The organism is Bacteroides sp. AF20-13LB, assembly GCF_003603065.1.
Taxonomy (GTDB): Bacteria; Bacteroidota; Bacteroidia; order Bacteroidales; family Bacteroidaceae; genus Bacteroides; species Bacteroides uniformis.
Genome location: NZ_QTMH01000012.1, coordinates 16850 through 30260, shown reverse-complemented (window position 1 = coordinate 30260; position 13411 = coordinate 16850). Strand labels below are relative to the sequence as shown.

Here is a 13411-nt window from a genome sequence, read left to right as displayed (position 1 = left end):
GTTCCGGTTCACCACAGATTACACGGATTTTACACCGAATGATTATCATTTGTTGGATCTATATATGCAACGCGTTGCATATATAGATGCAGCACGCTGGAACTATAGATCCAACAAACAAAGTATATAGTATCTGAAAACAGGGTATTACAACACTGCCAGCCTGGACACATACCCTTTCACCCTTTCGCGGTAAGCATCGCCAATGGGGACATCCTTCTGCTCGATGAGCAATGTGCTGCGCCCGATGGCGCTGATGCAGTCCATGCGGACAATAAAAGAACGGTGCACGCGGATAAATTCGTTCGCCGGAAGTTTTTCCTCCATGTACTTCATACTGCATAGGCTCAAGATAGGCTTAGGGGAATCTTTACAGAAAATCTTCACATAATCGCCCATACCTTCTATATAGTTTATCCGTTCCAGGTCGAGCCGCATGATGCGGTTGTCACACCGCATGTAAATCACCTTCGGAACCTCTTCCGGACCTTGCCTGTGTTTGGAGTCGGACGTACCTGCATCCTGCAAAGAGAACCAGCGTGCCGCTTTGCTGACAGACTGGAAAAACGTGGAGAAATTGAGCCCGTCCATCAGATAGTCCAACGCATCCAGACGGAAACATTCGGCAGCATAGCGGTCGGTGTCTGTAATGAAAATGACACGAGTGGACGAGGACAAGAGCCTGCAAAAATCCATTCCGTTGATTTCACCTTCTTCCACCGGATAGATGCCGATAAAATAAACTTCCACTTTTGTCTCATAATAATCCTTCAGCGCTTCAAGAGGATTGCCGTACTTTCCGTGCAAAGAGAGAAAAGGAACCTTGTCGATATACTCTTCCAACCTTCCGGCAATCTCCGGGTCTGCATGTAAAATGGCGCAATTCAAATTCATATTCGTTTCTCTTTTACATAATGGACGCTGCCATATCCGAAAAACTGCAAACAGAAGAGCTAAAATTAAGCTTTATTTATGATTCAAAGATTACCTGCATCTACGGAAAGACAGATAAAGGGAAAGTTCATACAAACAACTCCGGAAAGCTACACAGGAGACATTACCATGGAAGCGATAACGACAGATTAAAACGGAATTGCATACGTGGGCACACCATATTGCTCATCCTCTCCGTTCCTCCAGTAACCGGATAAACTCCTCCTCCTTGACGGGAAGAAGCACTACACACTTACCCTCGCCATATTTCACGAGCACATAGCGCATCACCGCAAACCGCCCTACCTGCATGGAAGAAGCACGCTCCACAGAAGTGATGTCTTTCATCAGAATTTCCTTACTCCGGGAGAAACGGCCGAAGGACAGCACCAACTTCCCGTCGGGCGTTACGGTATAGGTGGTATGAATCAGCTTCTCGATAATAACCACCAGCCAAAGCATGAAAATAGCAGCCAGGAACGGAGACTTGTACCAAAGCATATAGACGGCGAGAATACCTATCAGGATGAGAAACAGATACTGCCCCATAGCAATGCGCGCATGAAAGATTCGATTCATTTTATCTGATTTTTGCCGCTAAGGTACGTATTTTTATGATAACAACTTCTTCATTAGCATCTCCATTTCTCGAACTTCCGTCACATTCATCTTGCGGCAGACCGAAGCACATAACAATTCTACCCGTTCCGGCGAAAAATAAATCAGTTCTGCAATCTCCTTTACAGACTGTCCAAGAGCTACCAGCATACATATCAGTTCTTCATCCTTATCCACCTCCGGAATAGACTGATAAAGTTTCTCTAAAAAAGAAGGATAATGAAAAATAAAGATTTCACGGAATACAGCCTCACGAGTTCCGGACAACAAAGCCTCCGAAGCATTGGGAGAATCTTCCGAAATCATTTCGCGCAAAGCTCTGGCAATCTCCTGCATATTAAAAGGTGTCACTGTTTTCTTTGTTTTCATTGTATCTTATTTCACCATTATACATATTTACAATCGTTTTATACAAATTTGCAAAATATGCACAACCTAACCATAAGAATACGATATACAATCTGATATACAATTTCATATTATATTTATTATCAAATAATTAACAAGAAACAAAAAACAAGTCTATTGTTGTAAATTTTAAATTAAGAAATTATATCTTTGCCTTACAAAACAAACAGTCCACAAAATATGAATGCCAAAAAACTTTCATTTTTACTTCTGATTCTCGTAGCTGTAGCCTGCACCAACCGCTCCACCTCTTCGGAACAAGACGAAGTGAGGCATTGGAACAATGTCCTTCAACAAATCAATGCCTTACTACTCGAAAACAAAGCGCAACAAACGTTGGATCTTGCCAAACAGACCTTGCCCGAAATCCTGGAATCGGCAGAAAAAAACGGAACTACAGATACCCTGATTTACTATGCCCGCAAGATATTTAATGCCTGCGGGAACAATTACATAAACACCAAACAATACAAAGACGGCATCGACTATATGGACAGCATTGGAAACCATCCCCTCATCCGCGAACATTGCCCACACGAACTGCTGAGCTTCAAGGCCGGACTGAACCAACTGTATGGCAATAACCCGGAAGCTGTCCGACTGGCAGAAGACTACCTCCAGTTACCGGTCTGTACCAGTGCCAATGACTTTATCCGGCAGGCAGAAATCATAAGCGGTGTCTACATGTACTCCGGAAACAATCTACCCAAAGCTATCCAAATTTTGGAAAAAGCAATAGATGTCTACCGGAAAGGTGGAAACTTCCCGAACATGCTGCGGATAATGTCACGGTTGGGCATCTATTACCACCTCAGTGGCGAATACGAGAAAGCTATAGCCACTAACCAAGAAGCCATAGCCACTTACAACGACAGCATAGCACCTGGAAATGTAGTGATTGCCTACGGAGAACAAGCTAATCTCTACGCCGAACTGGGTATGTACGACCAGGCCCTGGAAATGAACAAAAAAGCCCAATACTACTCCATGCTGAAAGACAGCTTCGGACTGGGAGACTTGTACCGCTACCGTGCCCAGATCTTTCGTAACATGAATCAAAAGGACTCTGTATTCCACTACCTCAGGCTGGGAGAAAAGTTGTCAATGATACAAAACAGCTTTAAGGGCGTATTCGTAAACAAAGTAGAAACGGTAAACAGTTATCTGGACTATCCCGACTCTTTGGAAAAAGCACTGCAACTTGCCCTTAGCATCTGTCCCGATACCGTGCGGATGCCCCAATGGGCCAAATACCAACTCAACCTCCACCTAGGCCGGGCCTTACTGCAAACCGGGAAGGAGCAAAACGGCATACACCTGATAGACCGGGCTGCACAAGACCTCATCAACATGAAGTTCATGGAAGGCCGCGATGCCAACGAGATATTAATGGATTACTATCTGGCCAAAGGCATGAACGACGATTTTGCTCGTTGCTACATCCGTAACCGACAGTTTGCCGATTCTCTGGACAATAACGAAAAGAAACGTGCTGTGGCAGCAGCCAACATCCGGTTTGATGCCAACCAAAAAGAGAAAGAAAACAAACTGCTCTCGGCACAAGTGCAATGGCAGCAACAGCAGTTGTTCTACAACATCTGCATCTCCATTACATTACTGTTGCTACTTATCACCACTACAGCCTATTTCATCATCCGAAGGAAGGCCAACCACCAGCTTATAGAAAACAACAAACGGGAAATACAGACCCTCATTACCCGGCAGCAAGACCTGAACCGCCGCAACGAACAACTGACGGAAGAAATAGAACGGGCCATGGCTACCAATAACCTCAACTCCATTCGCCAGCTCACCGTGCAAAGCCTGCTCAGCAGGGAAGATGAGAACACATTCCGCCGGTCGTTTGCCACCATACATCCTTCTTATCTGCCCAAGCTCCGCGAAAGTTATCCTCAACTGACCCGCAACGAAGAATTGCTGGCCATGCTCATCTGCATGAACCAAAGTACCGACGAAATAGCCCTTATCATGGGAATCAACCGGAATAGTGTAAACGTAGTCCGTTCGCGCATGCGCAAGAACATGGAATTGCCCAAAGAAAAATCCCTGGATGAAGTATTGAAACAATACCTTACATAACAAATAAAAATAAGCCCGCTTATTTTGCTCTACGTTTGGTTTACACTATCTTTGCGGCGTTTAATACACAAAACCTATGGTAAGAAAGTTCGATTTTCTCGTTATCGGCTCCGGACTTGCCGGTATGAGTTTTGCGCTGAAAGTAGCGCATAAAGGAACAGTAGCCCTCATTTGTAAGGCAGGTTTGGAAGAGGCAAACACTTATTTTGCACAAGGAGGTATCGCCTCTGTCACCAATCTGGCCGTAGACAATTTTGAAAAGCATATCGAAGATACCATGATTGCGGGTGACTGGATAAGCGACCGTGAAGCCGTAGAGAAGGTGGTGCGCAATGCCCCCGAACAAATCAAGGAGCTTATCAAATGGGGAGTGAACTTCGACAAAAAGGAGGACGGAGAGTTTGACCTGCACAAAGAAGGCGGCCACTCCGAATTCCGCATCCTCCACCATAAGGACAATACGGGTGCAGAGATACAGACCAGCCTCATTGAAGCTGTAAAGCAACACCCCAACATCACCGTACTGACCGACCATTACGCTGTGGAAATCATTACCCAGCATCACCAGGGAATCATCGTTACCCGCCACACCCCCGGCATCAAGTGCTACGGTGCCTATGTGCTGAACGAAGCGACGGGCGAGGTGGATACCTTCCTTTCCAAAGTCACCATCATGGCAACGGGCGGTTGCGAAGCCGTTTACCGCCATACCACCAACCCGCTGGTGGCCACGGGAGACGGCATTGCCATGGTCTACCGTGCCAAGGGAGCAGTGAAAGACATGGAATTCATCCAGTTCCATCCCACAGCCCTTTTCCATCCGGGAGACCGCCCCTCGTTCCTCATCACCGAAGCCATGCGCGGTTATGGCGGCGTGCTGCGTACCAAAGACGGAAAAGAATTCATGCAGAAGTACGACCCGCGACTCTCACTGGCCCCGCGTGACATTGTGGCGCGTGCCATCGACAACGAAATGAAACAGCGCGGTGAGGACCATGTGTATCTGGACGTCACCCACAAAGACCCCGAAGAAACCAAGAAGCACTTCCCTAACATATACAAGAAATGCCTCAGCATCGGTATCGACATCACAAAGGAATACATACCGGTAGCCCCCGCCGCCCATTATCTCTGCGGTGGCATCAAGGTGGATTTGGACGGACAGAGCAGCATCCGCCGTCTGTACGCCATCGGCGAATGTTCGTGCACCGGACTGCATGGCGGCAACCGTCTGGCAAGCAACTCACTGATTGAAGCCGTGGTTTATGCCGACGCGGCAGCCAAACACGCGCTGAGCGTACTGGAACGTTATGACTTCAACGAAGACATTCCCGAATGGAACGACGAAGGTACCATCTCCACCGAAGAACGTGTCCTCATCACACAAAGCATGAAGGAAGTGAACCAGATTATGGAGGCATACGTAGGCATTGTCCGCAGCAATACCCGGTTGACACGTGCATGGAACCGACTGGACATCCTTTACGAGGAGACAGAAGCACTCTTCAAGCGTAGCAAGGCTACCCGAGAGCTGTGCGAACTGCGCAACATGATAAACGTAGGATACCTGATAACAAAGCAAGCCATGGAACGCAAGGAAAGCCGCGGACTGCACTACACGATAGACTATCCGCACGCCAAGAAATAAACATAAATCCTCTCCATCATGAGGAAACAATATTTCTCTTTCATTTTTTTGTATATTTTCTCAAGCTGTCTCTACAGTCAGACGATGGACGACAATATCATCATCAACTGCTGTGAAGACAGCTATGTTTTTAAAGAAGGCCCGGGAAACAACCCCATCGTACAAAACACCCGAAAGACCGAATATGAAGCTTCACGAATGGGAGCTACCGTACAACCTCATATGTTCTATGGCGAATTCATCTCCCTGGACGAAGCCAGGGCCAAGGGAGTACTTGCCCCCAAAGCCATCCACCGCCATGCCACACCGGAAAATGTATTCTTCGATGATACCCGCATCTGCTACTTCAACCTCTCCCTAAGCCGGCAGGGGAAAAAGGCGGCCGTACAGTTCAGCCGTACCTTCCATGACCTGCGCTACTTTACACGTATCTACTTTCCGGAGGAATACTTCATCCGCGAGAAACGTATCACCGTCACCATTCCTGCCGCATTGTCCCGTTTCCGGCTGGTGGAGAAGAACTTCGGTCCCGGTATCCGGTGTGAAAAGAGCGTGAACAAGGAAGGGGATTCCCTTTTTGTCTACACCTTAAAAGGAGTACCTGCCACCCGAAAGGAAGAAGCTGCTCCCGCAGACAACTGCCTCTATCCCCATCTGCTGGTAACCGGTTCCTTTGCGGATGTGCAGGATATGTACCGCTGGCTGAACGGACTGGCCGAGGTGGACTGCACTCTCCCCCAAGCCGAAATGCTAACGGATGAAATTACTGCCGGATGCACCGATGAACTGGAGAAGATACACCGTACCTATGCCTACGTACAGCAGAACATATGCTACATCGCCTTTGAAAACGGGTTGGCAGGACATCGGCCCGACCGGCCTGCCGAAGTGCTGCGCAAACGTTACGGCGACTGCAAGGGAATGGCACTCCTGCTGCGCACATTGCTGAAAGCCCAAGGATTCGATGCCCGAATGGCCTATATCGGTACGGACGACATCGCCAGTTCTCCCGACGAAGTACCGACACTGGCTGCCATCAACCATGCCTTCTGCCTTCTTTTCCATCAAGGGAAAAGATATTGCCTGGATGCCACCTACCGATACCTACCGCCCGAAGACATCCCCCAAGGTATACAAGGCCGAAAAGCACTGGTAGAAAACGGAGACAGCTGCCTGATACTGACTCTTCCCCAGCAGGATGCCTCCGCCTCTACGGACAGTCTCAATTATCACTATCGCTTGATGACGGACAGCAATCCCCCTACCCTGAAAGGCACCGCCACCCGCGTAAGTACGGGCGAATACAAGGAATACCTGCTCAGTCTCTACCATGACACCCCCAAGGAGAAGCAGACAGACCTGCTAAACAATCAGATAAACAATACCGCTGCCGTACAATCGGCCGATGGAGAGTACTGCCTCGAAGCAGACCCGCACGAAGATTTCTTCCACCAGCCCATTGACACCACCCGCCGCAAGCAGGATTACCTACTGCCGTGGAGATGCCGTATTGTACGCGAGGTAACGATTGATATTCCACAAGGATATGCCGTGTCTTATTTGCCTGCAGACTTTCACATTGAAACGAATCAGGGCATCCTCAGTTGCTCCTACCGCGCCGGAGCAGGATATATCCACTTCCGAAAAGTGATGGAGATACGCAGAAAACGTATTCCACTTGCTCTTATCCCTGCTTGGAATGATGCCCTGCGACAATGGAAAAAAGCCTGCAACGAACAGATAGTAATCCGGCAAAGCACCCTTTAAACAAATAATTGAACATAAAACGCCATCACCATGAAAACAACACGTTCTTTCCTACTGCTGCTGATGTTACTTGCCACTTCGGGACTAAATGCCCAAAAGGAAGAAGACAAATATGCTGCGCTCGTAAGCGAAGTGCGCAATGAAGTATGGTCGCTGAACCTGCCCGACTTTAAAAATATGACTGTACCCGAGAAATACAGAAACGAACCCGCCGTTATCCTTGCCGCACACAGCCGTCTGGAGGTAACCCGGAAAACCAAGTTGGACTGGTGGGGAATGGGATTGACCAAACAACAGATAACCTGCCGCAGCATCTACCGCCAAATGGTATACATCAACAGCCAAAGTGCACTGGAAGAGATGTCACAGTTCAGCTTCCTTTCCCAGGAAAAAGAACGCTACACCCGCAATGAACAACAGCGTATACTGGGTGTGCGCATCATCAAACCGGACGGAACAATTCAGGAAACAGCCCCGCAGGAGTACATGGAAACCGATGAAGGCGGCCACCCACGTAGCCACAACATCCAAGAGAAATGGAACAAGCTGGCCGTACCCGGACTGGAAATCGGAGACATCATCGACTTGTTCTTCGTACGATACACCATACTGAACAACCAGAACCCCGAACCTTTCGGTTTTTACTTTATGGACAGCTATCCTCTGCTTGCCTATTCCGTCCATTGCGAGATAGACCCCAAGCTGAGCACTTTCTACCGTTGCCTGAACGGAGCAAGGAACTTCGACCATAGCACCGATACCGAAGGAAACCATATCCTCGACTTGCATACCGGAGACTCCGGACGTGTCATTCCCGACTTCTGGTACAACAGTGCCCGGCAAACGCCCATGATTCTGATGTACATCTACAACAGCAAGACACCCTATGCCTGGATGCCACCCAGCGCCCGCAAGCCGGGACTATATGCCAACCCCAATCCAAAACTGATGACAGATGACACACGTGCCTCCATGAAGGCTCCCGGCACCAACTGGTCCGGTCTGCGCAGCGGACGGAAAGGCGAAATATCCAAAGCCCTCAAAGCCCGTCAAGCCGAAGGATGGAGCGATAAGAAACTGATGGACTACCTCTACCAATACTGCTATTACCGGTATATGGAAAACGGTGCAGACTATACTCCCGCCAGTTTCATCCTGCTGATGCACGAACTTCTGGAAAAAGCAGGTATTCCCCACCGGACAGGAATCACGACCAAAGATACCCGGGAGCCTCTGGACCAGCTCATCAACTACAGCAATACCACTTGGTTTATCTATCTGGAATCCAACGGAAAATGCTATACTCCACCGGCCTGCTATGCTGTTCCCGGTGAAGTGCCTGCCAGCCTGCAAGGCGAAGAAGCCATACTGGAAGACAACACATGCCTTACCCTTCCCTCCACCACCCCCCAAGACAACCGGGATATGGCTACCATAAACGCTTCTATAAGCGGCACCACTCTCCACATCAGCCGCCGGGAAGAGATGAGCGGTGCACTGAAAGAACACTTCCAACCCTACCTCATTATGGATGAGGACCTTTACAACTCCGTTCGTCGCCAACTGGGTATTACAGCCACCATCTACGACGAAACCAAAGAAAAATTCCATGCCGACCTGCGCGAAAGTTACCGCCGTGAACGGGAGCAGGAGAAAGAGCGTTACCGTAATGAAATCATCGGTTATCATGGCTCGGAAGAAGGACTGGAAACACTCCTCGGCTACCAGCTTTTCAGCATCGGAAACCGGGCAGACAGTGCGGCACTTGCCTATCAAGTGGACTATGTACTGGACGGATACGTAAAGAAAGCGGGTACAAACTTTGTTCTCTCCGTAGGTCGGTTGATAGGGTCACAGCCAGAGCTGAAAGGCGAACAACGCCTGCGCAAGGAGGACATTTATTGGGAGATGCCCCGTTGTTACCAATGGGACATCACAGTCAATCTGCCGGAAGGTTATCGAATTTCTCCCGAAGGCCTGGAAAGACTGAACGTAAAAGTAGAAAACGACTGCGGCGCTTTCATTGTCCAAGCCACCACTGAAGACGGAACATTAAGAATAAAAGCCGAAAAACGCATCAACCACAAGACGGAACCGGTAGCCAACTGGGAGAAACTGCTTGAAATAACCGATGCTGCCAACAGTTATGAAGCACTTTCAATAGTGTTCCAAGCAACCATTAATCCCCCTACATCTCCAACAACCGGCTATTAATCCTTCTCTGCCCGCTGCAGCATCGCCATACACAGCTTGCTGTCGTACTGTACAGCCACTGCAAAACGACTGCATACTTTTTGCAGCGTCACTGCATACCGGTTTGCAGCAGTACTGCAATTGATTTGCAGCAGCACTGCAACAGTTTTGCAGTCGCACTGCAATTTGTTTGCAGTGACGCTGCAGCAAATGTGCAGCAATTACAAGCTATATGACTGTCACAGCAAACAAAAAGCCCCGCAGAGCTTGCTTTCGCTCTGCGGGACTTTGTTCTCTCTATGAGGAAATTATCATCAATAGTTTGACTTCTTTACTTCGAAATAAGCCTGCGGATGCAAGCAAGCCGGACATACCTGAGGAGCTTCCTTACCGGTGTAGATGAAACCACAGTTGCGGCACTGCCATACCACTTCGCCTTCCTTGGCAAATACGCTGGCAGTCTCTATATTCTGGATAAAAGCGCGATAACGTTCTTCGTGTCCCTTTTCGGCAATGGCGATGTTACGGTACATAAGAGCGATTTCGGGGAAACCTTCTTCGTCTGCAATATCAGCAAACTTAGGATAATCCAATGACCATTCTTCGTGTTCGCCGGCAGCAGCTTCCTGAAGATTTTCCAGGGTAGTGCCGATAACACCTGCAGGATAAGAAGCGGTGATTTCCACCATACCGCCTTCCAGCCACTTGAACATACGTTTAGCGTGTTCCTTTTCCTGGTCAGCCGTTTCTGTGAAAATAGCGGCGATTTGTTCGTAACCTTCTTTCTTGGCTACACTTGCAAAATAAGTGTAACGCATTCTTGCTTGTGATTCACCAGCGAATGAAGTCAGCAGATTCTTCTCAGTCTGAGTTCCTTTAACACTTTTAGCCATAGTCTCTTTTTTTATTAGTTAATATAATTACGTATAAATGTCGTTCGTACTGTTTATAAACAACACAAAATTACGAATTTAGTTTGGAATAATCACACCTCTGCCCCATCGGATTTATTTATCGTCTTATAGAAAGAATCTATCTTCACCGATAACCCGAAGAGGTATTTCAGACATAATTAATAGCACATATCTGATAAGGAAAACAAAATACATCACAGTTGTGTTCACTAATATCCATTATTTTATCTACTTTTGCAGGCAATTTGCAATATATACATTACATTCTGTATAAAAAAACGTATAAAAAAGTAGATTATAATGAAAGCGTTCGGATTCAGACCAAAGCTATACACGGCTTTAAAAAATTACTCTAAAGAACTGTTCATGGCAGACCTGATGGCAGGTATCATTGTAGGTATCGTTGCCCTCCCGCTTGCCATTGCATTCGGTATCGCCTCCGGCGTATCACCGGAGAAAGGTATCATTACGGCTATCATAGCCGGTTTCATCATCTCCCTGATGGGTGGGAGCAAGGTACAGATTGGAGGACCGACCGGTGCGTTCATCGTCATTATCTATGGCATCATCCAGCAATACGGTGAATCGGGGCTTATTGTCGCCACACTGATGGCAGGCGTACTGCTCATCCTGCTGGGAGTTTTCAAACTGGGAGCTGTCATTAAGTTTATCCCCTATCCCATCATCGTAGGTTTTACAAGCGGTATTGCCGTCACCATCTTCACTACGCAGATTGCCGATATTTTCGGGTTGACGTTCGGAGGAGAGAAAGTTCCGGGAGACTTTGTAGGAAAATGGATGATTTATTTCCGACATTTCGATACCGTAAACTGGTGGAACACGATTGTAAGTATTGTCAGCATCTTCATCATTGCCATTACACCGCGGTTCTCGAAGAAGATTCCGGGGTCACTTATTGCCATCATCGTGGTGACAGTGGCAGTCTGGCTGATGAAAGTATATGGAGGCATTGATTGTATCGATACCATCGGCGACCGTTTCAGCATCCGTGCCGAACTGCCGGATGCCGTGATACCTGCCCTGGATTGGGAAGCGATAAAGAACTTGTTCCCCGTAGCCATTACAATCGCTGTACTGGGTGCCATCGAATCTTTGCTGTCTGCCACCGTGGCCGATGGTGTGATAGGCGACAAACACGATTCCAACACGGAACTGATAGCACAAGGTGTTGCCAACATGGCTACCCCGCTGTTTGGCGGTATCCCTGCCACCGGAGCCATCGCGCGTACCATGGCAAACATCAACAACGGAGGAAAAACTCCCGTAGCAGGCATGGTGCATGCAGTGGTATTGCTGCTTATCCTACTGTTCCTCATGCCGCTGGCACAGTATATCCCAATGGCTTGCCTGGCGGGTGTACTGGTCATAGTATCCTATAACATGAGTGGTTGGCGTACGTTCAAGGCATTATTGAAGAATCCTAAATCGGATGTCACGGTACTGCTGATTACTTTCTTCCTGACCGTCATCTTCGACCTGACTATTGCCATTGAAGTAGGTCTGGTGATTGCCTGCGTGCTGTTTATGCGCCGCGTCATGGAGACTACCGAAATATCCGTCATCAAAGATGAAATAGACCCGAATGCAGAATCGGACATTGCAAGCAATGACGAGCACCTGATAATCCCCGAGGATGTGGAAGTATATGAAATAAACGGTCCTTACTTCTTCGGCATCGCCACCAAATTCGAAGAAATCATGGCGCGGCTGGGCGACCGCCCCAAAGTGCGCATCATCCGCATGCGTAAAGTTCCGTTCATCGATTCTACCGGTATCCACAACTTGACAAGCCTTTGTGAGATGTCCCAAAAGGAAAAAATAACCATTGTGCTCTCCGGTGTCAATGAAAAGGTACATAAGGTACTGGAAAAATCGGGCTTCTATGAGCTGTTGGGCGAAGAAAATATCTGTCCGAACATAAATGTGGCACTGGAAAGGGCCAAAATGATTATCCAACACTAATCCCGGCATGGCACGAAAAAAAAAGAAACAATCGCAAGGCGTCTATTATCTTATATTGTTTATATGTGCGGTCTGCCTTGCCTATGAACCCGTTGCAAAGATACTTTCGGATGCCAGGCAAAAGAGTTCTACGCCTGCCAAGATAGAACTCACGGCAGGCACACGCCTTGAAATACCGGCAAAGCTGAAGAACGTCTCCGAACAGATTCTCCAGCGGAAAGGCTACACAGTATCCTACAACAAAGATTTAAAGATACCCAATTGGGTAGCCTGGGAACTCACTCCCGAAAAACTGATGGAGCGTGAAAGCCGTACAGACAAGTTCCTGCCCGACCCCGACCTGCCTGAGCACGAGGCAGTAACCACCGATGACTACAAAGGAGCCGGCATGGACCGCGGACATATGTGTCCGGCCGGTGACAACCGCTGGCACTGGAAAGCCATGCAAGAGAGCTTCTACATGACAAACATTTGCCCGCAGAACCACAATCTAAACCGTGGCGACTGGAAAGAACTGGAAGAGTCATGCCGCCGTTGGGCACAAGAAGAAGGCAAGATATACATTGTATGCGGTCCTATTCTCTATGACCAACGTCACCGCACCATTGGTAAGAAGCACAAAATTACAGTGCCCGAAGCATTCTTCAAGGTCGTTCTGTGTGCAGACAGCAATCCCCCCAAAGCCATCGGCTTCATTTATAAGAATGCATCAGGCAATCATCCATTGGACAGCTACGTCAATACAGTGGACGAAGTGGAACGTATTACAGGTATCGACTTCTTCCCCGCCCTTCCGGATGAAATAGAAGAGAAGGTGGAAGCCGAATATGACTTGAAACTGTGGTAA

Annotated in this window: 10 protein-coding genes; 6 read left to right on the top strand and 4 right to left on the bottom strand. The window is 48.0% G+C overall.

Annotated features, from left to right (window positions below):
- Positions 1-147: 147 nt before the first annotated feature.
- From DWX62_RS15350 to DWX62_RS15340, 3 genes are all read right to left on the bottom strand, one after another.
- The gene (locus tag DWX62_RS15350; RefSeq protein WP_008662289.1) at positions 148-894 is read right to left on the bottom strand and encodes a LytTR family DNA-binding domain-containing protein; all 747 of its coding nucleotides are present in this window, start codon (positions 892-894) and stop codon (positions 148-150) included.
- A gap of 225 nt (positions 895-1119) precedes the next feature.
- The gene (locus tag DWX62_RS15345; RefSeq protein WP_005825240.1) at positions 1120-1512 is read right to left on the bottom strand and encodes a PH domain-containing protein; all 393 of its coding nucleotides are present in this window, start codon (positions 1510-1512) and stop codon (positions 1120-1122) included.
- A 33-nt stretch (positions 1513-1545) separates the two neighbouring features.
- Complete coding sequence (locus DWX62_RS15340; RefSeq protein ID WP_005825238.1) at positions 1546-1920, bottom strand: hypothetical protein; 375 nt, start codon at positions 1918-1920, stop codon at positions 1546-1548.
- A 219-nt stretch (positions 1921-2139) separates the two neighbouring features.
- Between DWX62_RS15340 and DWX62_RS15335 the strand changes: the two genes are divergently transcribed.
- The 4 genes from DWX62_RS15335 to DWX62_RS15320 all read left to right on the top strand — a co-directional run bounded on the left by DWX62_RS15335 (position 2140) and on the right by DWX62_RS15320 (position 9688).
- Complete coding sequence (locus DWX62_RS15335; protein WP_009037522.1) at positions 2140-4059, top strand: tetratricopeptide repeat protein; 1920 nt, start codon at positions 2140-2142, stop codon at positions 4057-4059.
- A gap of 76 nt (positions 4060-4135) precedes the next feature.
- Positions 4136-5707, top strand: coding sequence for an L-aspartate oxidase (nadB, locus tag DWX62_RS15330; protein WP_005825234.1), 1572 nt, complete (start codon positions 4136-4138; stop codon positions 5705-5707).
- Between the two features lie 18 nt (positions 5708-5725).
- A complete protein-coding gene (locus DWX62_RS15325; protein WP_120172987.1) occupies positions 5726-7474 on the top strand; it encodes a transglutaminase domain-containing protein in 1749 nt (582 codons plus the stop codon).
- Positions 7475-7504: 30 nt separating this feature from the next.
- Positions 7505-9688 carry a DUF3857 domain-containing protein gene (locus tag DWX62_RS15320; protein WP_009037520.1) on the top strand — a complete coding sequence of 728 codons (2184 nt, stop codon included), beginning with the start codon at positions 7505-7507 and terminating at the stop codon, positions 9686-9688.
- Positions 9689-9981: 293 nt separating this feature from the next.
- On the opposite strand, the gene rbr is transcribed toward DWX62_RS15320, so the two are convergent.
- Positions 9982-10560 carry a rubrerythrin gene (rbr, locus tag DWX62_RS15315; RefSeq protein ID WP_005825226.1) on the bottom strand — a complete coding sequence of 193 codons (579 nt, stop codon included), beginning with the start codon at positions 10558-10560 and terminating at the stop codon, positions 9982-9984.
- Between the two features lie 321 nt (positions 10561-10881).
- On the opposite strand from rbr, the gene sulP reads away from it, so the two are divergent.
- Entirely contained in the window at positions 10882-12564 is a 1683-nt protein-coding gene (gene sulP, locus DWX62_RS15310) for a sulfate permease (protein ID WP_057281508.1), read from the top strand.
- A 7-nt stretch (positions 12565-12571) separates the two neighbouring features.
- Positions 12572-13411, top strand: a complete 840-nt coding sequence (locus DWX62_RS15305) for a DNA/RNA non-specific endonuclease (RefSeq protein ID WP_009037518.1) — start codon at positions 12572-12574, stop codon at positions 13409-13411.

Excerpts from the sequence above, each read along its gene's own strand:
- DWX62_RS15350 (WP_008662289.1), bottom strand. The coding sequence starts at position 894 with ATGAATTTGAATTGCGCCATTTTACATGCAGACCCGGAGATTGCCGGA.
- DWX62_RS15345 (WP_005825240.1), bottom strand. The coding sequence starts at position 1,512 with ATGAATCGAATCTTTCATGCGCGCATTGCTATGGGGCAGTATCTGTTT.
- DWX62_RS15340 (WP_005825238.1), bottom strand. The coding sequence starts at position 1,920 with ATGAAAACAAAGAAAACAGTGACACCTTTTAATATGCAGGAGATTGCC.
- DWX62_RS15335 (WP_009037522.1), top strand. The coding sequence starts at position 2,140 with ATGAATGCCAAAAAACTTTCATTTTTACTTCTGATTCTCGTAGCTGTA.
- nadB (WP_005825234.1), top strand. The coding sequence starts at position 4,136 with ATGGTAAGAAAGTTCGATTTTCTCGTTATCGGCTCCGGACTTGCCGGT.
- DWX62_RS15325 (WP_120172987.1), top strand. The coding sequence starts at position 5,726 with ATGAGGAAACAATATTTCTCTTTCATTTTTTTGTATATTTTCTCAAGC.
- DWX62_RS15320 (WP_009037520.1), top strand. The coding sequence starts at position 7,505 with ATGAAAACAACACGTTCTTTCCTACTGCTGCTGATGTTACTTGCCACT.
- rbr (WP_005825226.1), bottom strand. The coding sequence starts at position 10,560 with ATGGCTAAAAGTGTTAAAGGAACTCAGACTGAGAAGAATCTGCTGACT.
- sulP (WP_057281508.1), top strand. The coding sequence starts at position 10,882 with ATGAAAGCGTTCGGATTCAGACCAAAGCTATACACGGCTTTAAAAAAT.
- DWX62_RS15305 (WP_009037518.1), top strand. The coding sequence starts at position 12,572 with ATGGCACGAAAAAAAAAGAAACAATCGCAAGGCGTCTATTATCTTATA.